We start from the raw sequence: 24,580 nt of genomic DNA, 5'->3' as shown, positions 1-24,580 counted from the left end.
CCTCACTGGGGCTCCATGGGTCCGATGAGCATCCATCGCCACGAGTCGTCTCCGAACACGGTCTGCAGTCCTCCCTGGTGGCCGATCATCACGTCGTCGGCGCTCGTGGCTCCTTGGACGATGCCGGTGGCCGGGTCGTAGGGGGCGACCCGGCTGGCCGTCCCGTCGTCGAAGCGCGGCGCGTACTTCGATCCGCGCATGTTGTACGGCGGACCCTGCAGGCAGCGCGCGGGATAGGGGTCGGTGTCCTCCAGCTCGGTCCCGTCGCGCCACTGAGAGCTCGGCATGTACCCGTCGCGGCACGGCCCGGGGCTCTGCGCGAACTGCAGGTTGATGTGGCCGTAGCCGTCCCCGGGAGTGCCGGTGAAGCCCGCGGCGACCATCTTCGGGAACGTCACCAGCAGCTGCTCCAGCGCCGGCAGCCGGGCGGTGACCACCTGGTTGAGCGTCACCAGGTTGCTGATAAAGATCGGCAAGGTGGGCTCGAGGCCCTGCATCAGCGCGTCGACCTCGCGCACCGCGGAGCCACCCCCCTCCAGCACCTTGCGCAGCTCGGGGTCGCGCTGCTTGAAGGTCCCGGTCAGGTCGGCCAGGTCCCGGGCGAAGGAGCGGATGTTCTCGCTGTTGCGCTGCTGGGTGGCCAGCACCGTCCGGCCGTTCTCGAGCAGCGAGAACGTCGCGTCCTCGTTCTCGATGGCGGCGCCGAGGAACTGGTCGCCGCCGTCGAGCATCCGCTGCAGCGGGTCCGCGGTGTCGCGGAACGCGGTGCCCAGCTCGCGCAGGACGGTGTTGAGGTGCTGGGTGTTCACCGACCCGACGAGCTCGTCGAGCTCGATCAGCAGGTCCTCCTCGGCCACCGGCAGGCTGCGGGCGCTGCCCGCGATGGTGTCGCCGTTCTCGGCGTAGGGCCCCTTGTCGTCGGCGGGCTCGAGGTCGAGGTACTGCTCCCCCACCGCCGAGAGGTTGTGCACGAAGACCTCCGCGTCCAGCGGGATCTTGGTGCCGTGCTCCAGGGACAGGTCCGCGCGCAGCCCCTCGGGGGTCACGTGCATCGCGGACACCTTGCCGACCTTGACGCCCCGATAGGTCACCTCGCTGCCTTCGTAGAGGCCACCCGAGGCGGGCAGGGTCGCGTGGATCTGGAGACCGCGGCCCAGCACCCGGTCCACCAGCCCCAGGTAGGTGCCGGCGATGTAGACGATGCCGACCGCGGCGAGCACCGCGAACGCCGCCAGCCTGATCCGGACGCCCTTGCTCATCCCAGTCCTCCTTCGAACAGGCCGCCGCCGGTGCCGACCGCCTTGTCGATCCCGGTGGTGGCCGCCCGTCCCGAAGTCCCGCGGGACGCCGAGGACTGCTTGAGCCCCAGGTCCAGCCCCAGGGAGTCGAGCAGGCCACCCAGGTCGGGCAGCGGGATCGTCGGCAGCCCCGGGATCTTGATGCCCTCCTCGTCGAGGGTGACGCCGGCCCCCTGGAGGATCCCCTCCAGCGACACGTCGAGCGCGAAGAGCGCGTTCGCGTAGTCGCCCTTGACGTTCTCCATGGCCTCCTGGGGGAACGGGAAGCTGAGCAGCAGGGACAGTCCGCGGGGCAGCGAGTCCCCCGTCTCGTTGAGCCGGCGCAGGATCGGCTGCAGGTGCTCCAGGTCGGCGAGCAGGTTGTCCTTGGTGCCGTTGACGACCCGGGTGCCCACCCGGCCGAGCCGGTTGAGGCCGCCGAGCATCTTCACCAGGTCGCGGTGCTGGCCGTTCAGCACCTTCAGCGCCGGCCCGGTCGCGTCCAGCGCGGAGCGGATGGTCCGCTTCTCGCGGTTGAGCGTCTTGGTGAGCGAGCTCAACGACTCCATCGCCGCGATGATCTCGGTCTTCTGGTCGTCGAGGGTCCCGACCAGCGAGCTCAGCTCGCGCAGGAGGTGCTTGATGCGTCCGGTCCGGCCCGTCATCACCTCGTTGATCTCGGTGCTGATCTCCTTGATCTGCCCGACCCCGCCGCCGTTGAGCAGGAACGAGAGCGCCCCCAGCACCTCCTCGACCTCGGGGTTGCGGCTGGTGTCGCGCAGGGCCAGGTGGTCGCCCTCGCCCAGGGCGCCGACCTGCTCGCCCTCGGGGGCGCTGACCTCGATGAACTTCTCGCCCAGCAGGCTGGTCTGCCTGATCTCGGCCACCGCGTTGTCGGGCAGCTCGATGTCGGCGCGGATGCGCAGGGTGACCTCGGCGGCCCAGCCCTTCCGCTCGACCTCGGTCACCTCCCCCACCGTCACGTCGCTGACCATCACCGGGGAGCGCGGCACGACGTTGAGCACGTCGGCGAAGTCGGCGGTGATCGTGAAGGCCTCCTCCCCCGAGATGGGGCTGCCCGGCAGCGGCAGGTCGTAGGCCCCGTCGAAGTCGCAGCCGCTGAGCACCGAGGCGCCCAGGGCCAGGCTCACCCCGAGCGCGGCGAGGCGCGGCGTACGACGGATCGCGGCGCGGCTCATCGTCCGCCTCCCAGCAGGCTGGAGAACGAGTCGGCCGGGACCGACTCCCCGGGCACCCGGGTGCTCTCGGCCCCGGCACGGGCGCCGAGGTCCGGCAGCCGCAGGCCGAGCGGCTCGAGCAGCCCCTCGAACAGGCGGCACACGCCACCGGCGCCCGGGACCTGCGCGTTCTTGACGATCGCGCACAGGAACCCGTCGAGGTCCTCGATGTTGGGTCCGATCTGGATCCGGGCGTTCTGCGAGCCGGTCTTGGTGTCGAAGCCCAGCGCCAGGTTGCCGGCGCCGAGCGGCCCCTTCTCCAGCGAGGTCGCCAGCGACTCCTTCTCCTGCACGAGCGTGTCCAGCACGACGCCCAGGGTCTCCACCTCGCCGGTGACCGCCTTGCGGTTGTCGCGCACGAAGCTGCGCACCTTGCCGACGGCGCTGGCCAGCGCGCTCAGCACGGCACCGATCTCCTGGCGCTCGCCGGCGAGCTGCTTGGAGGCACGGCCGAGGTCGCCGACGAAGTCGTCGACCAGGCGGTCGTTCCTGGCCAGCGTCCGGGTGAACGAGTCGAGCTGGCGCACGGTCGCGAAGAGGTCGCCGCTGTTCTCGCCGAACGTCTCGGCGGCCAAGGAGAGGTCGCGGATCATCTGGTTCGCCACCACGCCCTGGCCGTCGAGCGTCTCCGACCCGGCCTTGAGCAACGTGTTGAGCGAGCCGTTGCGGTTCGCGCCGTTGGGTCCCAGCGCGTCGGAGACCATGGCCAGGCTGGCGTAGATCCGGTCCAGCTCGACCGGGGTCCCGGTCTCCTTCAGCGGGATCTCGGCACCGTCGGCCATCACCTTGCCCTCGGTGTAGACCGGGGTCAGCTGCACGAACCTGTCGGCGACCAGGGTGGGCGTCACGATGACGGCCTGCGCCTGCGCCGGGAGGTCGTACTCGGCGTCGTAGGTCATCTCCACCCGGACCGAGTTGCCCTCCGGGACGACTGCCGAGACCTCGCCGATGGTGACCCCGAGGATCCTGACCTCCGTGCCGCGGAAGACGCTCACCGCTCGCGAGAAGTGGGCGGTCACGGTCTTGGTCTCGGGGCCGTCGAAGACCACCACGAGCCCGGTCACGACCAGCGCCACCACGGCCGCCGCGGCCAGCGTCCGCAGGGGGTAGCGCCTGCTCGTCCAGCCGGCCATCAGCTGCCCCCTCGCGGTCCCGGCAGGAACTCGCCGGCCAACCCGCCCAGGTTCACCAGGTAGGCGTCGAACCAGGGCCCGGTGCCGACGATGTTGCCGAGGATGTCGGCGTACGGGCCGACCGCGGCGGCGGTGGCGCGCAGCTCCTTCTTCTTCCGCTTGAGCATGCTGGTCACGGTCCGGAGCTCCTTCAGGGCGGGGCCGATCTCGTCCTCGTTGTCCTCCACGACGCCCTGCAGCGTCACGGACAGCTTGCGCGCGTTCACGAGCAGCGAGTGGATGGCCTTGCGGCGACGGTCCAGCTCGTCGAAGACCAGGCTGCTGTCGCCCATCAGCTCGACCAGGTCGCCGCGACGCTCCGCCAGCAGCCCGCTGACGGAGTCGGCGCGGCCGAGCAGCTTCTCGAGCTCGTCGTCGCGCTTGGCGATCGAGCGCGCCAGCCGGGACAGGCCGGTGAAGCTGGAGCGGATCTCGTCGCTGGAGCCCTCGAGCGTGCCGGCGAGGGTGTCCAGCGCGGTGCCGAGCTGCTTGTCGTCGATCTGCTCGGTGGTGGTGGTCAGGTCGCTGAGCACGTCGACGATGTCGTAGGCCGAGCTGGTGCGCTCCAGCGCGATGGTGCTGCCGGGGTCGAGCTCGCCGCCGCCCTCCGGAGTGATCTCGAGGTACTTCTCGCCGAGCAGGTTGAGCACCTCGACCGAGGCCCGGGTCTCCTTGCCCAGCTCGATGCCGGCATCCAGCTCGAAGTCGACCAGCACCCGGTCCTTCTCGACGCTGAGCTGCTGGACCCGCCCGACCCGCTTGCCCGCGATCTGCACCATGTGCCCCTTGCGCAGTCCGCCGGCGTCGGCGAACTCGGCGTGGAAGCCCTCACCGCGGAACCCGGGGAACTTCTGCAGGTTGAAGGCGGCCGCCATCACCACCAGCAGGATCACCAGGGTGATCGAGCCCAGCCGGAGGACCGCTGCGTCACTGCGTCCGCGTGCCATCACTGACACCTCGGAGCGGTGCTGTGGAAGGACAGGTCGTTGAGCCGGTCCTGGATCCCGCTCAGGTCGATGCCCAGGTCGGGCAGCTTGATGCTGCCCTCGAAGTCGCAGAGGTAGTAGTTGTACCAGGACCCGTAGGTGCCGATCCGGGTCTGGTCGGTCATCGCCTCCGGCAGCCGGTCGAGCAGCTCGGTGAGCACCTTCTGGCTCTCGGGCTTGGCCAGCAGCGTCGCCAGCTTGCGCAGCTGCGCGACGTCCTCCTTGAGCAGCGGTCGGGCCCGGGTCAGCAGGTCGGCGACCGTGTCGGTCAGCGCGTCCATGTTCTCGATCGAGTCCCCGATCGAGGTGCGGTCCCGGGCGAGGTTCCTCATCCAGCCCTTGAGCTGGACGACGAGCTGGTTGAGCTGGGTACGCCGGCTGTCGACGGTCTCCAGCATCGTGGAGAGGTTGGTGACGACGTCGCCGATGAGCTCGTCGCGGTCGGCGATCGAGTTGGTCAGCGAGGCGGTCTCCGCGAGCAGGCTCTGCACCGTGCCGCCCTCGCCCTGCAGCACCTGGATGATGTTCAGCGACAGCTTGTTGACGTCCTCGGGCTGCAGCGCGGAGAAGAGCGGCTGGAACCCGTTGTAGAGCTCGGTGAGGTTCAGCGCCGGCTGGGTGCGCTCGACCGGGATCACCGCCTCCTCCTCGAGCGCCGGCGAGTCCGGGACCCCCTGCTCCAGGGCCAGGTAGCGGTCGCCGACGATGTTGAGGTAGCGGATCTCGGCGCGGCTCGCCTCGGTCAGCTCGACCTCGCTCTCGACGCGGAAGGTCACCAGCGCCTGGTTGCGGTTCTCCAGCTCGACCTCGCGCACCTCGCCCACCGGGATGCCCGCGATCCGGACGTCGTCGCCCTTCTGCAGCATGCTCGCGCTGGTGAAGAGCGCGCGGTAGGTGGTCTGGCTCCCGAAGCTGAAGTTGCCCATGATCGTGGCCAGCAGCCCGGTCACCAGCAGCGAGCTGAGGGTGAAGATCGCCAGCTTGACCGCCGCGAGCGACGTCACCGTGTTGCGCGAGCTCATCGGCTCACCGTCGTTCCCCGGACCTGCGGCCCGTAGAGCAGCGTGGCCAGGCCGCCGTAGCTGGTCGTGGAGGAGCCGTCGCGCGAGGCCAGCAGCGTGTTGACCATCCGCTGCTCGGCCGGGGTCCCTGAGTAGCCGCTGGTCGGGTTGACGAACGACTTGCTGGCGAACGGCAGCTGGGGGCCGGTGAGCTCGTCCTGGTCGCTGCCGTCCTTGAGCGGGATCTGCGGGATCGGCACCTGCGGGTTGGGCAGCCCGACACACCACGGGCCGTGGCCGACCTCGCCGTAGACCGGTCGGTCCCCCGCGTCGTAGGCCGGCTTCTGCACCGAGCCGAGCTCGAGGATCTGGTTGACCCGCCCGTTCTTGAAGATCTCCTGGAGCCGCGAGGTGTAGCGGTCCAGGCCGCGCAGCAGGCACGGGTACTCGGGGGCGTAGGTGTCCATCAGCCGCAGCAGCGGCCGCGACAGCTGACCCAGCCGGATCAGGCCGGCCTCGTTCTCGGCGAGCACCCGCGTGGTGCTGGCCGCCATCCCGGTCAGGTCGCCCAGGAACGCCGAGAAGGTGTCCTCCTTCTGGGCCAGCGTCCGCGCCGTCACCGTGGCGTTGCGCATCAGCCGGACCAGGTCGGGTGCGGCGATCTCGTAGCTCTTCGCCACGTCGGCCAGCAGCACCAGGTCCTCGCGCAGGGTGGGCAGCCGGGTGTTGAGGCGGGTGACGTAGCCGTCCAGGTCGTCCATCATCTCGCCGATCTGGCCGCCGCGACCGGTCAGCGCCGAGGAGAGCGCGTACAGCGTGGCGTTCAGGTCGGCGGGGGCGATCGCCCGCAGCAGCGGGAACAGGTCGCCCAGGATGCGGCTCAGCTCGACGTTGGTCTCCACCCGCTCCGAGGGGATCACGTCGCCGTCGCCGATGCTCTCCGCGGACGGCTTGAGGGGGTCCACCAGCGCGACGTACTTCTGCCCGAACAGCGTGGTGGGCAGGATCTGGGCGCTGACGTTGGCCGGGATCGACTCGGCCGCCTCGGGCTTCAGCCCGAGCTTGATCACCGCCTCCTCCCCGTCCTGGGAGATCTCCCGGATCTGGCCGACCAGCACCCCGTGCACGCGGATGTCGCCGCCGCGCGCGAGCTGGAGCCCGGCCCGCTCGGCCTTCATCGTGACCATCGTGACCGGCTCGAACTTCTTCTGGTAGAAGGCGATGGTCACCCAGATGAAGGTCGCCAGGATGGTCACGAAGACCACGCCGAAGAGCAGCAGCCGCCGGTGCTCGGCAGGGCTGTCGTGGTGGACGTTCACCAGCATCGCGTCACCCCGTGATCCTGACCGTGGTCGTCGAGCCCCAGATCGCGAAGCTGAGGAAGAAGTCGGCGACCACGACGGTGACGATCGAGGTGCGGATGGCCCGTCCCACCGCCATGCCCACCCCGGCCGGGCCACCGGAGGCGGTGTAGCCGTAGTAGCAGTGGATCAGGATGATCGCGACGGCGAGGAAGATCAGCTTGCCGAAGGACCACAGCATGTCGACCGGTGGCAGGAACTGCAGGAAGTAGTGGTCGTAGGTGCCGGCCGACTGCCCGTAGATCACCGTCGTGATCAGCCGCGGCGACAGGTACGACGAGAACAGGGCCACCACGTAGAGCGGGATCACCGCGATGAACGCCGCGATCATCCGGGTGGTCACCAGGAACGGCAGCGACGGGATCCCCATCACCTCGAGGGCGTCGATCTCCTCGGAGATCCGCATCGCGCCGAGCCGGGCGGTGTAGCCGCAGCCGACCGTGGCGGCCAGCGCGATCGAGGAGACCAGCGGCGCCACCTCGCGGGTGTTGAAGTAGGCCGAGATGAAGGCCGTGAACTTGGCGACGCCGAGCTGGCTGAGCGAGGCGTAGCCCTGGATGCCCACCTCGGTGCCGGCGAAGAAGGCCAGGAACGCGATCACCCCGACCGTGCCGGCGATCACCGAGAGCCCCCCGACGCCGAAGGCGACCTCGGCGAGGGTGTTCCAGATCTCGCGGCGGTACCGGGTCAGCGCCCGCGGGGTCCAGGCGAGCGCCTTGACGTAGAAGAGGAGCTGGTCGCCGCGCTGCTCGAGGCCGGCGCGTCGCTCCCGGTAGAAGGCGGAGCCGAATTCGCTGAAGGCGGACATCACAACCCCGGCTGTGGGACGACTTGGAAGTAGATCGCGGTGATGATGGCGTTGAGGAAGAACAGCAGCATGAACGCGACGATCACCGACTCGTTGACCGCGCGGCCGACGCCGCTGGGCCCGCCCCCGGCGTTGAGCCCCTTGTAGGCGCCGACGATGGCGGCCAGCCACCCGAAGACGGCCGCCTTGACCATCGCGATCCAGAGGTCGGGAAGGCTGGCCAGGGCGGTGAAGGAGGAGAGGAACGCGCCCGCCGAGCCGCCCTGGATGATCACCGTGAAGAAGTAGCCGCCGCCGATGCCGGCGCCGATCACCAGTCCGTTGATCATCAGCGCGACGAAGACGGTGGCGACCACGCGCGGCACGACCAAGCGCTCCAGCGGGTTGATCCCGAGCACCTCCATCGCGTCGATCTCCTCGCGGATCTTGCGCGCCCCCATGTCGGAGCAGATGGCCGAGCCCGCGGCGCCGGCGATCAGCAGCGCCGCCGCGATCGGGGCGGCCTCGCGGACCACCGCGAGCACCGCCGAGGCGCCGGCGAAGGACTGCGCGCCGAGCTGCCCGGTGAGGCTGCCCACCTGCAGGGAGATGACGGCGCCGAACGGGATCGACACCAGGATCGTGGGGAACAGGCACACGCTGGTGATGAACCAGGCCTGCTCGATGAACTCCCGGGTCTGGAACTTCGTGGTGAAGATCAGCTTGGTCACGTCGACGACCATCGCTGCGAGCTCACCGGGCCCTCGCAGCACGGAAACGGCGGAGAATCCCATCGCTCACCTCCCGTGTTCGCCGACGGCCGTGCCGAGAATAGAACCTGTTCTCGTTTTGCACAACGCCTGTATGAACTCTGAGTTACGCCTTCCGGTGCGCCCAACGAGCGCGGCCCGATGTGGTCACGCTCACACTCCAGGCGATCGAGATCGGGCGCCAGGGGCGTCTAGACGACCGAGGTCAGGGTGCGACGACGCCCTCGGGCAGCGCCCGGGCCCGGGCGCGTGCCAGCCGGCGGTAGCGCCAGACCTGGAGCAGGCCGATCGCCCACAGCGGGTACTGGGCGCTCATCGCCCAGCGGAACGCCTCCGGCGTGTACGCCGTGCCGTCGCCGGGCGTGCGCCAGTCGAGGATCAGGCCGATCGCCACGACCAGGACCAGGCTGGCGTAGAAGCCGCCCTGGTTGACGATGCCGCTGGCGCTGGCCATCCGGTCCGGCGGGTTCGCCGTGCGGGCGACGTCGAAGCCGATCATCGAGGCGGGACCGCCGACGCCCACCACCACCGCCAGCAGCACCAGCAGCCACGCCGGCGCGGCCCCCGGCCAGGCGAGCACCGCGGTCCACACCACGACGATCGAGGAGACGATGCCGAGCACCATCGTGGAGCGGTGCCAGGGGAAGGCGCTCACCAGCCAGCCCAGGATCGGCCCCGCGGTCATCACCGCGACCACGATCAGGGTCAGCAGCAGTCCCGCCTCCCCCGGGCTGCGACCCTCGCCGCGCACGAAGAACGGGTAGCCCCACAGCAGGCTGAGCACGGTCGCGCTGAACTGGGTGGAGAAGTGCATCCAGAAGCCCAGCCGGGTGCCGGGATGCGACCACGAGGTGGCCAGGCTGCGACGGATCGCGGCGAACGAGAAGGCCGGTCCGCGCAGGTTGCGCGCCCGCGGGGAGTCGTGCACCACCACCGCCAGCGCCACCGCGAGCACCAACCCGAGCAGGGCCGTGGCGAGGTAGGAGCGCGACCACCCGAAGCTGCCCAGCGCCCAGGTCATCGGCACCGCGGCTCCCACCGCTCCCAACTGGCCGAGGGTGCCGGTCAGCTGGGAGACCAGCGGGATCTGCCGAGTGGGGAACCAGGTGTTGACCAGCCGGAGCACGCAGATGAACGTCATCGCGTCGCCGATCCCCACGAACACCCGGGCGAGCAAGGCGAGCGCGTAGGAGTCGGAGAAGGCGAACCCGGTCTGCGCCGCCGACAGCAGCAGCACCCCGCCCAGCAGCACGCTGCGCGACCCGAAGCGGTCGACCGCGAGACCGACCGGGATCTGCATCAGCGCGTAGACCAGCAGCTGCAGCATGGTGAACGTGGCGAGCTGGGAGGCGGAGATCCCGAACCGGTCGGTCGCGGCCAGCCCCGCCACCGCCAGCGAGGAGCGGTGGAACACCGCGAGCAAGTAGACCGACATGGCCACCCCCCAGACGACGAGGGCGCCGCGGGGGCGGACGTCGACGGCGTGGCTCACCGCCCCATCCTAGGAACGGCCGCACCCCGCCCGGATCCGGCCCGCCCCGGGCGTCGTCGGGCCTAGGATCGCGCCATGCCCCCCACCGACCCCTGGTCCGCGTTCGACCACGATCCGCGCCTGCCCCAGAACGCGGCCCTGCGGGCGGGACACCGGGACCGCGACGTGGTCCGCCAGGTCCTCACCGAGGCCTACGGCGACGGGCGGCTCGACCGTGACGAGCTGGAGCACCGCACGTCCGCCCTCGAGGCGCCGATCCCCCTGAGCGCACTCGCGCACCTGGTCGCGGACCTCGTCCCGTCCACGACGCCCGGGTGGTCCCCGCCGCCGCCGACTCCGCTGCCGCCCAGCGGCCGGGGGCTCGCGGCGTACGAGTCGGCCCGGCGGCACGCGCTGCTGGGATTCCTCGTGCCGTCGGTGATCTGCACCATGGTCTACCTGGCGACGTCGTTCGGCGGGGGCTTCTACTTCCCGTGGCCGCTGATCGTCATGGCGGTCACCGGGATGAACCTCGTGCGCACCCTGGTGCGGCGCCCCGACATCATCGCCGAGGCGAGCTGAGCCGGCTCAGCGCGTCGCCTCCATCATCTGACGCAGCTCCTTCTTGAGCTCGGAGATCTCGTCGCGCAGCCGGGCAGCGACCTCGAACTGGAGCTCGGCGGCGGCGTTCTTCATCTGGTCGGTGAGGTCCTGCACCAGCTGGGCGAGCTCGGCGCTGGGCATCCCGGCCAGCCCCTCGGTGCGCCGCCCGGCGGCGTCGCGGGTCAGCGCGGGCACCGGCTGCTTCTTCTTCGCCGAGGCGCCGTCGCCGTGCTGCCAGGTCTCCAGGAGCTCGCGGGTGCTCTCGTCCTCGCGGGCCAGCATCTCGGTGATGTCGGCGATCTTCTTGCGCAGCGGCTGCGGGTCGACCCCGTGCGCGGTGTTGTAGGCGACCTGCTTGGCGCGCCGGCGGTTCGTCTCGTCGATGGCGGACTCCATCGACGCGGTGATCTTGTCGGCGTACATGTGCACCTGGCCCGAGACGTTGCGCGCCGCCCGGCCGATGGTCTGGATCAGCGACTTGTCCGAGCGCAGGAAGCCCTCCTTGTCGGCGTCGAGGATCGCGACCAGCGAGACCTCCGGCAGGTCGAGGCCCTCGCGGAGCAGGTTGATGCCGACCAGCACGTCGTACTGCCCCAGCCGGAGGTCGCGCAGCAGCTCGATCCGCTTGAGGGTGTCGACCTCGGAGTGCAGGTAGCGGGTGCGGATGCCGGCGTCGAGGAGGTAGTCGGTGAGGTCCTCGGACATCTTCTTGGTCAGCGTGGTGACCAGCACCCGCTCGTGGCGCTCGGCTCGGGCCCGGATCTCGTGGATCAGGTCGTCGATCTGTCCCTTGGTGGGCTTGATGATGACCTCGGGGTCGATCAGGCCGGTGGGGCGGATGATCTGCTCGACGGTGTTGGCGACGCCGCCCACCTTGTCGAGCTCGTAGTTGCCGGGGGTGGCCGAGAGGTAGATCGTCTGGCCGATCCGCTCGAGGAACTCCTCCCACTTGAGCGGTCGGTTGTCCATCGCGCTGGGCAGCCGGAACCCGTGGTCGACCAGGTTGCGCTTGCGGGACATGTCGCCCTCGTACATCCCGCCGATCTGCGGGACGGCGACGTGCGACTCGTCCATGACGGTGATGAAGTCCTCGGGGAAGTAGTCGAGCAGACAGTTGGGCGCCGAGCCGCGGGCGCGGCCGTCCATGTGCATCGAGTAGTTCTCGATGCCCGAGCAGGACCCGACCTGGCGCATCATCTCGATGTCGTAGGTGGTCCGCATCCGCAGCCGCTGCGCCTCCAGCAGCTTGCCCTGGCGCTCGAAGGTCTCGAGCTGGTCGGCGAGCTCGAGCTCGATGCCGCGGATGGCGCGCTCCATCCGCTCGGGTCCGGCGACGTAGTGGGTTGCCGGGAAGAGGTAGAGCTCCTGGTCCTCGGTGACGACCTCGCCGGTGAGCGGGTGCAGCGTCATCAGCCGCTCGATCTCGTCGCCGAAGAACTCGATGCGCACGGCGTGCTCCTCGTAGACCGGGAACACCTCCAGGGTGTCGCCGCGGACCCGGAACGTGCCGCGGGTGAACGCCATGTCGTTGCGGGTGTACTGGATCTCCACCAGCCGGCGCAGGATCGAGTCGCGGTCGTGCTCCTCGCCGACCTTGAGCCGGATCATCCGGTCGACGTACTCCTGCGGGGTGCCCAGGCCGTAGATGCAGGACACGGTCGAGACCACGATCACGTCGCGGCGGGTCAGCAGCGAGTTGGTCGCCGAGTGCCGCAGCCGCTCGACCTCCTCGTTGATCGAGGAGTCCTTCTCGATGTAGGTGTCGGTCTGCGGGACGTAGGCCTCGGGCTGGTAGTAGTCGTAGTAGCTGACGAAGTACTCCACCGCGTTGTCCGGGAAGAGCTGGCGCAGCTCGTTGGCGAACTGCGCGGCCAGCGTCTTGTTGGGCTGCAGCACGAGCAGGGGGCGCTGCACCTGCTCGGCGACCCAGGCGACAGTGGCGGTCTTGCCGGTGCCGGTGGCGCCGAGCAGGACCACATCCTCGACCCCGGCGTTGATCCGCTTGGTGATCTCCGCGATCGCGGCCGGCTGGTCGCCCGAGGGCTGGTAGTCGGAGACCACGTGGAACGGCGCCACGCGGCGCTCGAGATCCGTGACTGGACGCATGCTCCGAGCCTACGGGTTGGCGCCGACACCGGCCCGGTCGGCAACCGGACCGGGCTCGCGGCCCCCCGGCACGCCGCGCCCCGATAGATTGACCTCGTGCCCAGCCTCCCCCGCGTGTCCACCGACGTCTGCCTCAAAGTGCTGCAGCGCACGCTGCTCGCCCTGTTCGGGGTCCAGTTCGCGTTGGCCGTCGGGATGAGTCTGGTCGACTCCTACCGCCGCCGGGGCAAGCGCCCCAAGCCCTTCCCGACCACCGAGCCGAAGCCGGTGCGCATCGGCGAGGGCGAGGTCACGCCGTACACCTTCGGCCAGAACCTGTACGACGACATGCTCGCCGCCATCGAGTCCGCCCAGAAGCGGATCCTCTTCGAGACCTACATCTGGAAGGGCGACGAGGTCGGCGAGCGGTTCAAGAGCGCCCTCGCCGCCGCGGCCGACCGCGGCGTGGAGGTCTACTGCATCTACGACGCCTTCGCGAACCTGGTGGTCTCCCCGCGCTTCAAGCACTTCCCGAGCAACATGCTGGTGCTGCCCTACCCCGTGTACTCGGCCGGCCTGCGCTTCTTCAACCTGCGCCACTACGGCCGTGACCACCGCAAGATCCTCGTCGTCGACGGCGAGGTCGGCTTCGTCGGCGGTTACAACATCGGCTCGGCCTACGCCACCGAGTGGCGGGACACGCACGTGCGGATCACCGGCCCCGGGGTGTGGGACCTGGAGCGGGCCTTCGCGGACTTCTGGAACCTGCACCGGCGCAAGCGCTTCCGCAGCAGCGAGCGCCCGCTGCTGCTCGAGACCGCCTCGCACTGGGAGCCGCAGATCCGCTTCCACCGCAACGTGCCGCGGCTGTGGATGTTCCCGATCCGCTCGATGTACCTCGAGGCCATCCACCGGGCCACCCGCAACATCTGGATGACGCACGCCTACTTCATCCCCGACCAGGACTTCGTCGACGCACTCAAGGACGCCGCCCGTCGCGGCGTCGACGTCCGCCTGCTGATCCCGCACAAGTCCAACCACATCGTCGCCGACTGGATCTCGCGCGGGTACTTCTCCCAGCTGCTGGGGGCGGGGGTGCGCATCTTCCGGTTCCGCGACGCGATGGTGCACGCCAAGACCTCGACCATCGACGGCAACTGGTCGACGGTCGGCACCGCCAACGTGGACCGGCTGAGCCTGCAGGGCAACTACGAGATCAACGTGGAGATCATCCACGAGGGCATGGCCCGGGCGATGGAGGACATCTTCCACACCGACCTGAGCAACTGCCTGGAGCTGCGCGCCGACGAGTGGGAGGCCCGCGACTTCCATCGCAAGTTCACCGAGCACGTGCTGCAGCCCTTGCGCCCGCTGCTCTGAGGCAGCGGGCGCAGCGGGCCGCAGGCGACGCAGCTCACCAGCGGCGCAGGCGCCAGACCTGTCCGCTCCACTCCGGGTTCCCGCCGATGCCGGCGGCCGGGGAGACGGAGAACGCGCTGACGAAGGGGATGCCTCCGCGCAGCGCCAGTCCAGCGGGGAAGGGCACCTCGCGCGCGGCCCTGGCCCCACCGGGCCGGACCCGGACGACCTGACCGGGGAAGCACGTCGGGATCTCCTCGAAGCCGCAGTCGCCGCCGAAGAGCTCGGAGACGTACATCGTGCCGTTGGCCGCGACGTCCACGCCCGTCACGGTGGTGAAGCCTCCCCAGGAGCGCAGCAGGCGGCCGTCGCGGCTGAACCGGTGCACCTTGGCCTTCCCGGGCTGCTCGGAGTGCAGCTCGCCGACGTAGACCCGCCCGTCGGCGCCCAGGGTCAGCACCGTGGGCACGGCGTCGACCCGGCGCCCGTACTCCGGCATCAGCGCCCACAGCGACAGCCGGCCGTTGCGCAGCTGCAGGATCGAGTCGCCGGCGGCGTCGGCCACCAGCACCCGGTCCCGCAGGGCCAGCACGGCATAGGGGTTGCTCTCCACGCCCTCGCCGTCGGGGTCGCGGCGCCGCTCGAACCGGGCAATGTCGGCGATCGCCCGGCTGCCGCCGCCCGCGAGGCCGGCCAGCAGCTTGCCCGACTGCCAGCCCGGCAGCGAGGCCGGCAGCTCGGGCGGGGCCTGGGCGATCACGGCGAGGAACCGCCCGCCGGGACGCTTTCCGGCGCCGTCGGAGCCGGCCGCGAAGCTGCCGTCCGGGCCGGCCATCGAGAGCAGCCGCCGCATCACGTCACGCCGCGGGCCGCCGGGGGTGAACACGGTGACCTTGCCGGTGCGTCCTACGCAGGTGGTCTCCTCACCCTCCCCGGTGCAGCCGGCGGGGCCCGCCGACCCGCGCCCGGCCTGCGCCAGCACGAGACGGCGGCCGTCGGCGGTGACGCTGAGCTGGCGCGGGTTGTCCAGCCCGTCGAGCACCACCCGGTGGGCGGCCGGCCGAGGCGAGACGGGCGAGGGCGCCGCCGCGACCGGCCCGGGCGTCGTGGCGCCGACGGCGACGAGCGGGCCCACCGTCGCCAGGGCCAGGGTGGCGAGGGCGAGTGGGGTTCGACGACGAGCACCCATGGGATCACCTCGTGCTGCGAGTGCGGCAGATCCCTGCACGCTAGCGACGAGCGGGCACCGTGCCATCGTTCAACCTGGGTAATGGCTGGTGGTCTTCCGCGGGTGCCTCAGCCGCGCGGCGGCAGGTGGGTGCGGGGGGCCAGCCGCGGGCCGCGCCGGGGACGGTGCAGGCCGGCCAGCACGACCAGCGCCTGGACCCGCCCGCGATGCGGGCGCCACGGCTCCAGCAGCTCGGCGAGCGCGTCGTCGTCGACGGGCGCACCGGTCAGCGCCCAGCCGATGTCCTTGGCGACGTGGTAGTCGCCGAAGCTGACCGCGTCGGCGTCGCCGAGCGCCCGCGAGCGGGTCTCCGCGCTGGTCCACACGCCGATGCCCGGCAGCGAGCGCAGCCTGCGGTCGGCCTCCTCCACCGACACCTCGGTGACGCGCTCCAGGGAGTCCGCCACCCGGGCTGCGGTGACCACGGCACGGGAGCGGGCCGGGTCGACGTGCATGCGCAGCCACTCCCACGACGCGATGCCGCGCAGCACCTGTGCCGTCGGCTGCAGGCGCAGCCGTAGATCGGCGGCAGGGCCGGGCGCCGGCTCGCCGAAGCGCTGGACCAGCATCCGGAACCCGGCGTAGGCCTCCTGCCCGGTGACCTTCTGCTCCAGGATGGCCGGCACCAGCGCCTCCATCACCAGCCCGGTGCGGCCCAGCCGCCAGTCCCCGTGCCGGCGCCAGGCCTCGACGAGGACCGGGTGCCGCGGCTCGAAGCCGGACGGGTCGTCGGAGTCGCCGAGCAGGTCGGGCACCGACGCGAGCGCCCACTGCGCGCCCGGGCCCCAGGCGCCGGCGTGGACCTCCCCCTCGGCCGCCCGCTCGGCGAGCACCAGCGTCGCCGGCCCCTCCGGCGTGCGCAGCGCCCGCCAGTGCCGGCCCGCCGCGTCGATGCGGTACGTCGGGTCCCCGGGCCCGCGGCGGTGCGGGCGCAGGATCCGCGCCACCGGACAGGGCCGGCCCGGGCGCCACACCCGGGTGTGCGGCGCGGCAGCGACAGGTCCACCCACTTCCACGTCCCCGACGCTAGTCGACGCCTGCCTTGCGCATGGACCGGGCATGATGGGCCGATGCTGCTGCACGACCTGGTCCGCGCCTCGGCGGAGGTCGCGTCCACCCGCTCCCGCAAGGCGAAGATCGCCGCGATGGCCGAGGTGCTGCGCGCGGCCGCCCCCGACGAGATCGAGACGGTCACCGCCTACCTCTCCGGGACGCTGCGCCAACGGCGTACCGGGCTGGGCTGGCGCAGCCTGACCCGGCTGCCCGAGCCGGCAGCGGAACCGGCGTTGAGCGTGAGCGAGGTCCACGACGACTTCGAGACGATCGCCGCACTGGCCGGCCCCGGCTCCCAGGCGCTGCGGGCCGACGCGGTGACCCGGCTCTTCGCCCGCGCCACCGCGGCGGAGCAGACCTGGCTGCGCGGTCTGGTCACCGGCGAGGTCCGCCAGGGCGCGCTCGACGCGCTCGTCCAGGACGCCGTCGCCGCAGCCGCGGGCGTGCCCGTCGCCCGGGTGCGCCGCGCGGTGATGCTGGCCGGCGCGACCACCCCGGTGGCGGTCGCCGCGCTGAGCGCCGGGGAGCCGGCGCTGGCCGCGTTCACCTTGGAGGTCGGCCGACCCGTGCACCCGATGCTCGCCTCCAGCGCGCCCGACGTGGCCGCGGCGATGACCAAGGCCGGCGGCGGGGACGCCGAGGTCGCGGTGGAGACCAAGCTCGACGGCATCCGGATCCAGGTGCACCGCGACGCCGACGAGATCCGCATCGCCACCCGCACGCTGGAGGACATCACCGCCCGGCTGCCGGAGGTGGTCGCGGTGGTGCGGGGGCTGCCGGCCAGCCGGGTGGTGCTCGACGGCGAGGTGCTGGCCATCGGCCCGGACGGGCGACCCCGGCCCTTCCAGGAGACCGCCTCGCGCACCGCCAGCAGCAGCGGCGTGCACGTCACGCCGTACTTCTTCGACGTGCTGCACCTCGACGGGCGCGATCTGCTCGACGCACCCGGCCGTGAGCGCGCGGCGGCGCTGGAGGCCCTGGTCCCCTCCGAGCACCGGGCGCCGCGGCTGGTCAGCGCCGACCCGGTCGAGGCCGAGCGCTTCCTGCAGGCGGCCCTGGCCGCCGGTCACGAGGGGGTGGTGGTGAAGAGCCTCGACGCGCCGTACGACGCGGGTCGCCGCGGCGCGGCCTGGGTCAAGGTCAAGCCCGTGCACACCCTCGACCTGGTGGTGCTCGCGGTCGAGCGCGGCAGCGGGCGCCGCTCCGGGTGGCTCTCCAACATCCACCTCGGCGCCCGCGACCCCGGCACCGGCGAGCTGGTGATGGTCGGCAAGACGTTCAAGGGGATGAGCGACGAGATGCTCGCCTGGCAGACCCAGCGGTTCCGGGAGCTGCAGCTCTCCGACGACGGCTACACCGTGCAGGTGCGCCCCGAGCAGGTCGTCGAGATCGCGCTGGACGGGGTGCAGCGCTCGCCGCGCTACCCCGGCGGCGTCGCGCTGCGCTTCGCGCGCGTGGTGCGCTACCGCGACGACAAACCGGCCGCGCAGGCGGACACCATCGACGTGGTCCGTGCGCTGGGCGGCGGCTGACCCTAGGCTCGGCGGATGGACATCGACACCGTGACCGTCGGCCTGCCGGTGCGCGACCTGGCCGAGGCCGTGCAGTGGTATGGCCCGGTCCTCGGGCTGGCCGGCCCCGACCTGGAGCCGGCCGACGGCGTGGTCGAGTTCCAGCTCGGCCCGATCTGGCTCCAGCTGGGCCAGGAGCCGGTCGAGCGCACCGGCGCCGAGGTCGTCGTCCGGTTCGGTGTCGCGGACGCCGCGACCGAGCACGCGCGTCTGGAACGGCTCGGGATCGACGTCGGTCCCCTCGAGCACGTCCCCGGCGCCGTGCGCTACTTCGACTTCCGCGACCCCTTCGGAAACGTGCTGTCGTGCTACTCGGCAGGCGACTGAGCGACGCGATCTGCGCCACTGTCCGCGCACAGCCGTGACACGTCGGGTTGCATCGCCTCTTAGGATTCCTCCATGAGCAGTACGCCCACCCCTCCCGAGGCGGACACCGATCGTCGTCGCTCCGCCGCCGCGACTCGCCGCAAGGCACGCGAGAAGGAGATCCTCGACGCGACCCGCGCGCTGTTCGACGAGCGCGGGGTGCGCGACGCGCAGATCGAGGACATCGCCCGCTCGGTGGGCGTCAACCGGGCGATCATCTACCGCCACTTCACCGGCAAGGAGGAGCTGTTCGCGCTCACCCTGGTCGGCTACCTCGACGAGCTGCGTGCGGCTCTGGCGGCTGCCAGCGGCGCCCACCAGGCTCCCGCCGACCAGCTCAGGGCCATCGTCGAGGCGTTCGTCGACTACGGCGTGGAGCACCCGGCTTTCGTGGACTGCGCACAGACCCTGATGCGCCGCACCGGCCCCGAGCTCCTCGACGAGATCAGCGAGAGCGCCCTGTTCCGCCTCGGCCGCGCCATCTCCGGCTGCCTCGCCGAGCTGACGGCCGTCCTCGAGGCCGGCGTCGCCCGCGGAGACTTCCAGGTCGCCGACCCCACGCTGCTCGCCAACACCCTCTACGCCAGCGGTCTGGGCTCGCTGCAGCTGGCTCGCGTCGGCATCCTGGTCAAGGAGGCAGCGCCGGGCATCCCCACGGTCGGGTCGATCTCCCCCGAGCAGGTGCGCGACTACCTGGTAGCCACCGCGCTGGCCCTGGCCACCCGACCCGGCTGAGCAAGCCGCACGTCACTGCGCCGCGACGTCTCGCCCCGATCGCGTCCGGCCCGCCCCTCGGCGGCCACCGTCAGCGTGACGGTCGAGCCCACCGGCAGGTGACCGGACGGCTCCACCGCGAGCACCTCCCCCGCGTCGGCCACCGACGGCGACTCGTCCCGGACCGCGATCAGACCGGCTCGCTCCAGTCGCGCCACCGCCTGTGGATAGGGCGTGCCGACGACCTCGCTGGCCCGGAGCTGCACCCTGCCCGAGGCCACGGTCAGCCGGACCGGCGTGCTCTCGTCGATCTCCTCTCCCGGCTCGGGACTCTGGCTCAGCACCATCCCCGCGGCGACGCGCGGGTGGTCGACCACCGTGCGCGTCATCTCCAGCTCGCTGTCGGCCAGCTCCCGGGCGGCGTCCTGGACGGTCATGGCGACCACGTCGGGCACGACCCGGTCTGCGGAGCCGGCGCCCACCAGCACCACGACGCCGACCATGGCGACCAGCCCGATGACCACCCCGGAGGCCAGCAGGGTTCTGCGCCTGCCGCGCGGCCGCTCCCCGCCCGCCGGGTCCGGGTCGGGGTCCGGGTCCGGGTCCGGGTCGAGGGAGGCAGCTCGGGGCGGCGGTGACGCGGCGTCCGGACCGGGCGGAGGATCCTCGGGATCCTCGAGGGAGACCCCGGCTCCGGCCGGCTCGGTCAGCTCGCGTCCCAGCAGTCCCGCCGCGAGCTCCGCGACCACCACCGCACCGCGCGGACGCTCGGCGGGGTCCTTGGCGAGCAGCGCCATCACCAGCCCACGCAGCGACGCCGGCACCTCCGCCCCGAGCGGAGGCACGTCGTCGTTGATGTGGGCCAGCGCCGTGGCGACCTGGGAGTCACGACGGAAGGGGCGCAGGCCGGTCAGGGACTCATAGGCCACCACACCCAGGGAGTACAGGTCCGAGCGGGTGGTCGCCATCCTCCCCGAGATCTGCTCGGGACTGATGTAGTCGACGGTGCCGACGATCGTCCCGGTCAGGGTGAGGGGGTCCGTCGACTCCGAGCGGGCGATCCCGAAGTCGACCAGCACCACCCGGTGGTCGCGGGTCACGAGCATGTTGGCCGGCTTGAGGTCGCGATGGACGATCCCCGACGCGTGGGCCGCGGCGAGTGCCGCAGCGACCTGCTCGATGACCTCCAGCACCTCGTGCGGCGTCAGCGTGCGACGTTCGCGCAGGATGTCCGAGAGCGCCACCCCCTCGACGTACTGCATCACGATGTAGGGCGTGGACGGCGTCGTCGAGGTGTCCTCGCCCAGGTCGTGGATCTCGGCGATACCGGGATGGTGCAGGGCCCCGGCGAGCTGCGCCTCGGCGCGCAGCCGGGCCCGCTGCATCTCCTCGTCGCCCCGGGCGGCGGCACGCAGCAGCTTCACCGCCACCGTGCGCCCCAGGACGGTATCTCGCGCGCGATGCACCGACCCGGTTCCCCCCGAGCCCACCTCGGCCTCCAGGACGTACCGCCCGTCGAAAAGCTCGCCCACACGGCTCATACACCTCTCGGTACCCCGCCCGGCGAGGGGTGATGCCGCGAATCAGCGCTCCAGGATCGCGACGACTCCCTGACCGCCGGCCGCGCAGACCGAGATCACGCCACGACCCGATCCCCGCTGCGCCAGCAGCTTCGCCAGGTTGGTGACGATCCGGCCGCCGGTGGCCGCGAACGGGTGACCGGCCGCCAGCGAGGAGCCGTTGACGTTGAGCTTGTCCCGGTCGATGCTGCCCAGCGGCGCGTCCAGGCCGAGGCGTTCCTTGCAGAAGACCGGGTCCTCCCAGGCCTTGAGCGTGGAGAGCACCTGCGAGGCGAAGGCCTCGTGGATCTCGTAGTAGTCGAAGTCCTGCAGCGAGAGGCCCTCGCGCTGCAGCATCCGCGCCATCGCGTAGGCCGGCGCCATCAGCAGGCCCTCCCCGCCGTGCACGTAGTCGACCGCGGCCGTCTCGTAGGCGGTCAGGTAGGCCAGCACCGGCAGCCCCCGCTCCTCGGCCCACTCCTCGGAGGCCAGCAGCACCGCGGAGGCTCCGTCGGTCAGCGGCGTGGAGTTGCCGGCCGTCATCGTCGCGGCCTCGCCCTTGCCGAAGACCGGCTTGAGCTTGGCCAGCTTCTCGGCCGTGGAGTCCGGACGCAGGTTCTGGTCGCGCTCCAGGCCGCGGAACGGGGTCAGCTGGTCGTCGAGGAAGCCACTGTCGTACGCCGCGGCGAGTCGCTGGTGGGAGGTGGCGGCCAGCTCGTCCTGCTCCTCGCGGCCGATCTGCCACTCCAGCGCGGTCAGCGCCGCGTGGTCGCCCATCGAGAGCCCGGTGCGCGGCTCCCCGTTCTGCGGGATGGACGGGACGATGTCGCCGGGACGGACCTTGGCGAGAGCGGCGAGACGGCCCTTGAGGTCCTTGGCCCGGTTCAGCTCCAGGAGGATCTTGCGCAGGTTCTCCCCCACCGCGATCGGCGCGTCGGAGGTGGTGTCGGAGCCCCCGGCGATGCCGGCGTCGATCTGGCCCAGGGCGATCTTGTTCGCGACCTGGATCGCGGCCTGCAGGCCGGTGCCGCAGGCCTGCTGGATGTCGGTCGCGGGCGTCTCGGCGGAGAGCTTGGAGCCCAGCACCGACTCGCGCGCCAGGTTGAAGTCGCGCGAGTGCTTGAGCACCGCGCCCGCCACGACCTCGCCGAGCCGTTCGCCCTCGAGGCCGTAGCGCTCCACGAGCCCGTCGATGGCCGCGGTCAGCATGTCCTGGTTGGACGCCGTGGCGTAGACGGTGTTGGAGCGGGCGAACGGGATCCGGTTGCCGCCGATGACGGCGACGCGGCGGGTCTGGGCCTGCATGGTCACTCCTGGGGTTCGGGTCGCTGCTGGGTGCTGACTGGTTCCCTATCCTTGCTTCTCGACACGGCGCAGGGAATGCGGTGAGTGCCACGTCACGATAAGTGGACTCAGAGTTACACCTTTAGTTACATATCATCCACCGCCAGACCCAGGCAGAACCCAACGCAGGAGGACCCCGCTGATGAGCGACCGCTACCAGGGCTTCGTCCAGACCCCGATCGGCAAGCTGCTGGTCAAGAACCTCGGCCTGCCCAGCCCGGTCGCGCTCGACCGCTGGAGCGAGGGCTCCCCTCTGGTCGAGGGCACCGTGGTGGTCGGCGGGTCGGGCCGCCTGGCCGGGGACCTGCCCGCGATGCTGGGCGCGCTGGACATCGACACGGTCACCGAGGCGGACCCGAGCAGCCGCTACAAGGGCCTGGTCTTCGACGCCACCGGGATCACCAGCTCCGAGGAGCTGGTCGCGCTGCGCGACTTCTTCGCGCCGCTGATGCGCAGCCTCGAGAGCAGCGCCCGACTGGTGGTCATCGGCACCGACCCGGCCTCGACCGGGAGCAGCGAGGAGCGGGTCGCGCAGCGGGCGCTGGAGGGCTTCACCCGCTCGCTGGGCAAGGAGGTCGGCCGCGGCGGCACCTCGCAACTGGTCTACGTCGCGCCGGGCGCCGAGGGGGCGGTCACCTCGACGCTGGCCTTCCTGCTCTCCCCCAAGTCGGCCTATGTGTCGGGTCAGGTGATCCGGATCGGCACCCAGGGCGCCACCGCGCCGGCCGAGGAGGTGGCCGACTGGGACCACCCGCTGGCCGGCAAGGTCGCGATCGTCACCGGCGCCAGCCGGGGCATCGGCGAGCAGATCGCGCGGGTCCTGCACCGCGACGGCGCCACGGTCCTCGGCATCGACGTACCGCAGGCGGCCAGCGAGCTCCAGGCGCTGATGCGCGAGCTCGACGGGGACCACCTGGTCCTCGACATCACCGCCAAGGACGCCCCCCAGCGCATCGCCCAGCACGTGCGGACCAAGCACGGCGCGGTCGACGTGGTCGTGCACAACGCCGGCATCACCCGCGACCGCCGGCTGGCCAACATGATGCCCGACAGCAAGGGCGACCGGTGGACGTCGGTGATCGCGGTCAACCTCACCGCCCCCGAGCGGATCACCCGCGAGCTCCTCGACCAGGGGCTGGTCAACGCCAACGGCCGGATCATCGGGGTCGCCTCGATCGCCGGCATCGCCGGCAACAACGGCCAGACCAACTACGCCGCCTCCAAGGCCGGCGTGATCGGCCTGGTCGACGCGCTGGCTCCGGACCTGAGCGACGGCATCACCGTGAACGCCGTGGCCCCGGGCTTCATCGTCACCAAGATGACCGCGGCCGTGCCCTTCGCCACCCGCGAGGTGGGCCAGCGGCTCAACGCGATGAGCCAGGGCGGGCTGCCGATCGACGTCGCCGAGACGATCGCCTGGTACGCCAACCCCGCCTCGACGGCCGTCAACGGCAACGTCGTGCGGGTCTGCGGCCAGATGATGCTGGGGGCGTGATGGCCGCCGAGTCGCGCGGGGCCGCCCCCACCGCGCCGCGCGTCGTACACGGCGACCCGGGCGGGCTCGCGATGCTGCTCAAGGCCGCCCTGCCCACGCTGCCGCTGGTGGGGCAGCTGCCGGGCATCCGCAAGGGCGGCGCGGGTGACGCCGAGGGGCTGGCCTTCACCCGACCCGAGGTGAGCGTGACCCGCGAGCATGCCGACGCCTACGCCCGGGTGTGCGGCTTCCCGGTCAAGGACGTCGTGCCGCTGACCTACCCGCACCTGCTGGCCTTCGGCCTGCACATGGCGATCATGACCGACCCGGCGTTCCCCTACCCGGCGATCGGCACGGTGCACCTGGAGAACACGATCGTCTCGCACCGTCGCGTCGCCGTCGGCGAGACCGTGTCGGTCACCACCCGCCTCGGTGCCCCGCGCACCCACCCCAAGGGCACCCTGCTGGACTTCGGCACCGAGGTCCGCGGGCCCGGCGACGAGCTGATCTGGGAGAGCACCTCGACCTATCTGCGCCGTGGCCCGGGCGACCCGGATGCCCCCGGAGGGCTGGCCCTCGACCAGGTGCCCCCCACCGGTGCTCGCTGGGCGCTGCCCGGCGACCTCGGGCGTCAGTACGCGGGGGTCTCGGGCGACCACAACCCGATCCACCTCTACCCGCTCAGCGCGAAGGCCCTCGGCTTCCCCCGCCAGATCGCCCACGGCATGTGGAGCAAGGCCCGCTGCGTGGCCGCGCTGGAGAACCGACTGCCCGACGCGGTCCGGATCGAGGTCGCCTTCAAGAAGCCGATCCTGCTCCCCGGCACCGTCGCCTTCGGCTCCCGGGCCACCTCGGACGGCTTCGCATTCTCCCTGTCCAGCCCGAAGTCCGGCGCACCACACCTGCTGGGCCGGACCACGCCGGTCTGAGTGCCGCGGCGGGGGCCACTCCTGCGCGCGGGGGTCGCGTGCGCCGCGACGCGCCCCGGCGCGCCCACAGGAACACGACCCTGCCGGGCGCCGGTCGCGCACGAAGGCTCGACGCCGGCGCGCTGCGTCGTACGGCGGAGGCCGACGCCGCCCGAGCGGGGGCGTACGGCGGCCAGCAGCGGCGCCGCTTGGGGCCGCTGATGCGGAGACGGCCTTATGTGGCTGCTGAGGT

21 protein-coding genes are annotated in these 24,580 nt (G+C 71.5%); 7 read left to right on the top strand and 14 right to left on the bottom strand.

Features of this window, described 5'->3' with window-relative positions:
* Positions 1 to 2: 2 nt before the first annotated feature.
* From AC6EH9_RS16825 to AC6EH9_RS16785, 9 genes are all read right to left on the bottom strand, one after another.
* Positions 3 to 1,259, bottom strand: a complete 1,257-nt coding sequence (locus AC6EH9_RS16825; RefSeq protein WP_498424707.1) for an MCE family protein — start codon at positions 1,257 to 1,259, stop codon at positions 3 to 5.
* Entirely contained in the window at positions 1,256 to 2,476 is a 1,221-nt protein-coding gene (locus tag AC6EH9_RS16820; protein WP_498424706.1) for an MCE family protein, read from the bottom strand. The genes AC6EH9_RS16825 and AC6EH9_RS16820 overlap by 4 nt, the downstream gene beginning before the upstream one ends.
* Positions 2,473 to 3,648 (bottom strand): MCE family protein, encoded by a 1,176-nt coding sequence (locus AC6EH9_RS16815; protein WP_498424705.1) that lies wholly within the window; start codon positions 3,646 to 3,648, stop codon positions 2,473 to 2,475. The genes AC6EH9_RS16820 and AC6EH9_RS16815 overlap by 4 nt, the downstream gene beginning before the upstream one ends.
* The gene (locus AC6EH9_RS16810) at positions 3,648 to 4,634 is read right to left on the bottom strand and encodes an MCE family protein (RefSeq protein WP_498424704.1); all 987 of its coding nucleotides are present in this window, start codon (positions 4,632 to 4,634) and stop codon (positions 3,648 to 3,650) included. Before AC6EH9_RS16810 ends, AC6EH9_RS16815 begins: the two co-directional genes overlap by 1 nt.
* Positions 4,634 to 5,695, bottom strand: coding sequence for an MCE family protein (locus AC6EH9_RS16805; protein ID WP_498424702.1), 1,062 nt, complete (start codon positions 5,693 to 5,695; stop codon positions 4,634 to 4,636). The genes AC6EH9_RS16810 and AC6EH9_RS16805 overlap by 1 nt, the downstream gene beginning before the upstream one ends.
* The gene (locus tag AC6EH9_RS16800) at positions 5,692 to 6,999 is read right to left on the bottom strand and encodes an MCE family protein (protein WP_498424701.1); all 1,308 of its coding nucleotides are present in this window, start codon (positions 6,997 to 6,999) and stop codon (positions 5,692 to 5,694) included. The genes AC6EH9_RS16805 and AC6EH9_RS16800 overlap by 4 nt, the downstream gene beginning before the upstream one ends.
* Positions 7,000 to 7,003: 4 nt before the next feature.
* Positions 7,004 to 7,843, bottom strand: coding sequence for an MlaE family ABC transporter permease (locus AC6EH9_RS16795; protein WP_498424699.1), 840 nt, complete (start codon positions 7,841 to 7,843; stop codon positions 7,004 to 7,006).
* The gene (locus AC6EH9_RS16790; RefSeq protein WP_498424696.1) at positions 7,843 to 8,616 is read right to left on the bottom strand and encodes an MlaE family ABC transporter permease; all 774 of its coding nucleotides are present in this window, start codon (positions 8,614 to 8,616) and stop codon (positions 7,843 to 7,845) included. Before AC6EH9_RS16790 ends, AC6EH9_RS16795 begins: the two co-directional genes overlap by 1 nt.
* Before the next feature lie 181 nt (positions 8,617 to 8,797).
* Positions 8,798 to 10,084 carry an MFS transporter gene (locus tag AC6EH9_RS16785; protein WP_498424695.1) on the bottom strand — a complete coding sequence of 429 codons (1,287 nt, stop codon included), beginning with the start codon at positions 10,082 to 10,084 and terminating at the stop codon, positions 8,798 to 8,800.
* 75 nt (positions 10,085 to 10,159) lie between these two features.
* Between AC6EH9_RS16785 and AC6EH9_RS16780 the strand changes: the two genes are divergently transcribed.
* On the top strand, positions 10,160 to 10,645 hold the full coding sequence (locus AC6EH9_RS16780; RefSeq protein WP_498424693.1) for a DUF1707 SHOCT-like domain-containing protein: 486 nt from the start codon (positions 10,160 to 10,162) through the stop codon (positions 10,643 to 10,645).
* A 6-nt stretch (positions 10,646 to 10,651) separates the two neighbouring features.
* On the opposite strand, the gene uvrB is transcribed toward AC6EH9_RS16780, so the two are convergent.
* Positions 10,652 to 12,772, bottom strand: a complete 2,121-nt coding sequence (gene uvrB, locus AC6EH9_RS16775) for an excinuclease ABC subunit UvrB (RefSeq protein WP_498424691.1) — start codon at positions 12,770 to 12,772, stop codon at positions 10,652 to 10,654.
* 96 nt (positions 12,773 to 12,868) lie between these two features.
* On the opposite strand from uvrB, the gene AC6EH9_RS16770 reads away from it, so the two are divergent.
* Positions 12,869 to 14,131 (top strand): phospholipase D-like domain-containing protein, encoded by a 1,263-nt coding sequence (locus AC6EH9_RS16770; RefSeq protein WP_498424690.1) that lies wholly within the window; start codon positions 12,869 to 12,871, stop codon positions 14,129 to 14,131.
* Between the two features lie 34 nt (positions 14,132 to 14,165).
* Here AC6EH9_RS16770 and AC6EH9_RS16765 read toward each other — a convergent pair whose 3' ends face one another.
* Together AC6EH9_RS16765 and AC6EH9_RS16760 are read right to left on the bottom strand one after the other, a co-directional pair.
* Complete coding sequence (locus AC6EH9_RS16765) at positions 14,166 to 15,299, bottom strand: ScyD/ScyE family protein (protein WP_498424689.1); 1,134 nt, start codon at positions 15,297 to 15,299, stop codon at positions 14,166 to 14,168.
* Positions 15,300 to 15,406: 107 nt separating this feature from the next.
* Positions 15,407 to 16,354 carry a DNA-3-methyladenine glycosylase family protein gene (locus AC6EH9_RS16760; RefSeq protein WP_498424688.1) on the bottom strand — a complete coding sequence of 316 codons (948 nt, stop codon included), beginning with the start codon at positions 16,352 to 16,354 and terminating at the stop codon, positions 15,407 to 15,409.
* A gap of 54 nt (positions 16,355 to 16,408) precedes the next feature.
* Here AC6EH9_RS16760 and AC6EH9_RS16755 point away from each other — a divergent pair, with 54 nt between their 5' ends.
* The 3 genes from AC6EH9_RS16755 to AC6EH9_RS16745 all read left to right on the top strand — a co-directional run bounded on the left by AC6EH9_RS16755 (position 16,409) and on the right by AC6EH9_RS16745 (position 19,063).
* A complete protein-coding gene (locus AC6EH9_RS16755) occupies positions 16,409 to 17,923 on the top strand; it encodes an ATP-dependent DNA ligase (RefSeq protein ID WP_498424686.1) in 1,515 nt (504 codons plus the stop codon).
* 15 nt (positions 17,924 to 17,938) lie between these two features.
* Positions 17,939 to 18,289, top strand: coding sequence for a VOC family protein (locus AC6EH9_RS16750; RefSeq protein WP_498424685.1), 351 nt, complete (start codon positions 17,939 to 17,941; stop codon positions 18,287 to 18,289).
* 72 nt (positions 18,290 to 18,361) lie between these two features.
* Positions 18,362 to 19,063, top strand: coding sequence for a TetR/AcrR family transcriptional regulator (locus AC6EH9_RS16745; protein ID WP_498424683.1), 702 nt, complete (start codon positions 18,362 to 18,364; stop codon positions 19,061 to 19,063).
* Here AC6EH9_RS16745 and AC6EH9_RS16740 read toward each other — a convergent pair.
* A complete protein-coding gene (locus tag AC6EH9_RS16740; RefSeq protein ID WP_498424681.1) occupies positions 19,018 to 20,583 on the bottom strand; it encodes a protein kinase domain-containing protein in 1,566 nt (521 codons plus the stop codon). The genes AC6EH9_RS16745 and AC6EH9_RS16740 overlap by 46 nt on opposite strands.
* Positions 20,584 to 20,625: 42 nt before the next feature.
* Complete coding sequence (locus AC6EH9_RS16735; protein WP_498424679.1) at positions 20,626 to 21,906, bottom strand: acetyl-CoA C-acetyltransferase; 1,281 nt, start codon at positions 21,904 to 21,906, stop codon at positions 20,626 to 20,628.
* Between the two features lie 181 nt (positions 21,907 to 22,087).
* Here AC6EH9_RS16735 and AC6EH9_RS16730 point away from each other — a divergent pair, with 181 nt between their 5' ends.
* On the top strand, positions 22,088 to 23,440 hold the full coding sequence (locus AC6EH9_RS16730; protein ID WP_498424678.1) for a 3-oxoacyl-ACP reductase: 1,353 nt from the start codon (positions 22,088 to 22,090) through the stop codon (positions 23,438 to 23,440).
* Positions 23,440 to 24,348 carry a MaoC family dehydratase gene (locus tag AC6EH9_RS16725; RefSeq protein WP_498424808.1) on the top strand — a complete coding sequence of 303 codons (909 nt, stop codon included), beginning with the start codon at positions 23,440 to 23,442 and terminating at the stop codon, positions 24,346 to 24,348. The genes AC6EH9_RS16730 and AC6EH9_RS16725 overlap by 1 nt, the downstream gene beginning before the upstream one ends.
* The last annotated feature ends 232 nt before the right edge of the window (positions 24,349 to 24,580 follow it).

It is taken from the genome of Nocardioides sp. Z21_20 (assembly GCF_059766585.1).
The sequence above is the reverse complement of the archived record's forward strand: the minus strand, read 5'-3'. Positions and strand labels throughout refer to the sequence as shown.

Bases quoted from the DNA above. Each gene is read 5' to 3' on its own strand.
- AC6EH9_RS16825 (WP_498424707.1), bottom strand. From the start codon at position 1,259: ATGAGCAAGGGCGTCCGGATCAGGCTGGCGGCGTTCGCGGTGCTCGCC.
- AC6EH9_RS16820 (WP_498424706.1), bottom strand. From the start codon at position 2,476: ATGAGCCGCGCCGCGATCCGTCGTACGCCGCGCCTCGCCGCGCTCGGG.
- AC6EH9_RS16815 (WP_498424705.1), bottom strand. From the start codon at position 3,648: ATGGCCGGCTGGACGAGCAGGCGCTACCCCCTGCGGACGCTGGCCGCG.
- AC6EH9_RS16810 (WP_498424704.1), bottom strand. From the start codon at position 4,634: ATGGCACGCGGACGCAGTGACGCAGCGGTCCTCCGGCTGGGCTCGATC.
- AC6EH9_RS16805 (WP_498424702.1), bottom strand. From the start codon at position 5,695: ATGAGCTCGCGCAACACGGTGACGTCGCTCGCGGCGGTCAAGCTGGCG.
- AC6EH9_RS16800 (WP_498424701.1), bottom strand. From the start codon at position 6,999: ATGCTGGTGAACGTCCACCACGACAGCCCTGCCGAGCACCGGCGGCTG.
- AC6EH9_RS16795 (WP_498424699.1), bottom strand. From the start codon at position 7,843: ATGTCCGCCTTCAGCGAATTCGGCTCCGCCTTCTACCGGGAGCGACGC.
- AC6EH9_RS16790 (WP_498424696.1), bottom strand. From the start codon at position 8,616: ATGGGATTCTCCGCCGTTTCCGTGCTGCGAGGGCCCGGTGAGCTCGCA.
- AC6EH9_RS16780 (WP_498424693.1), top strand. From the start codon at position 10,160: ATGCCCCCCACCGACCCCTGGTCCGCGTTCGACCACGATCCGCGCCTG.
- uvrB (WP_498424691.1), bottom strand. From the start codon at position 12,772: ATGCGTCCAGTCACGGATCTCGAGCGCCGCGTGGCGCCGTTCCACGTG.
- AC6EH9_RS16765 (WP_498424689.1), bottom strand. From the start codon at position 15,299: ATGGGTGCTCGTCGTCGAACCCCACTCGCCCTCGCCACCCTGGCCCTG.
- AC6EH9_RS16755 (WP_498424686.1), top strand. From the start codon at position 16,409: ATGCTGCTGCACGACCTGGTCCGCGCCTCGGCGGAGGTCGCGTCCACC.
- AC6EH9_RS16750 (WP_498424685.1), top strand. From the start codon at position 17,939: ATGGACATCGACACCGTGACCGTCGGCCTGCCGGTGCGCGACCTGGCC.
- AC6EH9_RS16745 (WP_498424683.1), top strand. From the start codon at position 18,362: ATGAGCAGTACGCCCACCCCTCCCGAGGCGGACACCGATCGTCGTCGC.
- AC6EH9_RS16740 (WP_498424681.1), bottom strand. From the start codon at position 20,583: ATGAGCCGTGTGGGCGAGCTTTTCGACGGGCGGTACGTCCTGGAGGCC.
- AC6EH9_RS16735 (WP_498424679.1), bottom strand. From the start codon at position 21,906: ATGCAGGCCCAGACCCGCCGCGTCGCCGTCATCGGCGGCAACCGGATC.
- AC6EH9_RS16730 (WP_498424678.1), top strand. From the start codon at position 22,088: ATGAGCGACCGCTACCAGGGCTTCGTCCAGACCCCGATCGGCAAGCTG.
- AC6EH9_RS16725 (WP_498424808.1), top strand. From the start codon at position 23,440: ATGGCCGCCGAGTCGCGCGGGGCCGCCCCCACCGCGCCGCGCGTCGTA.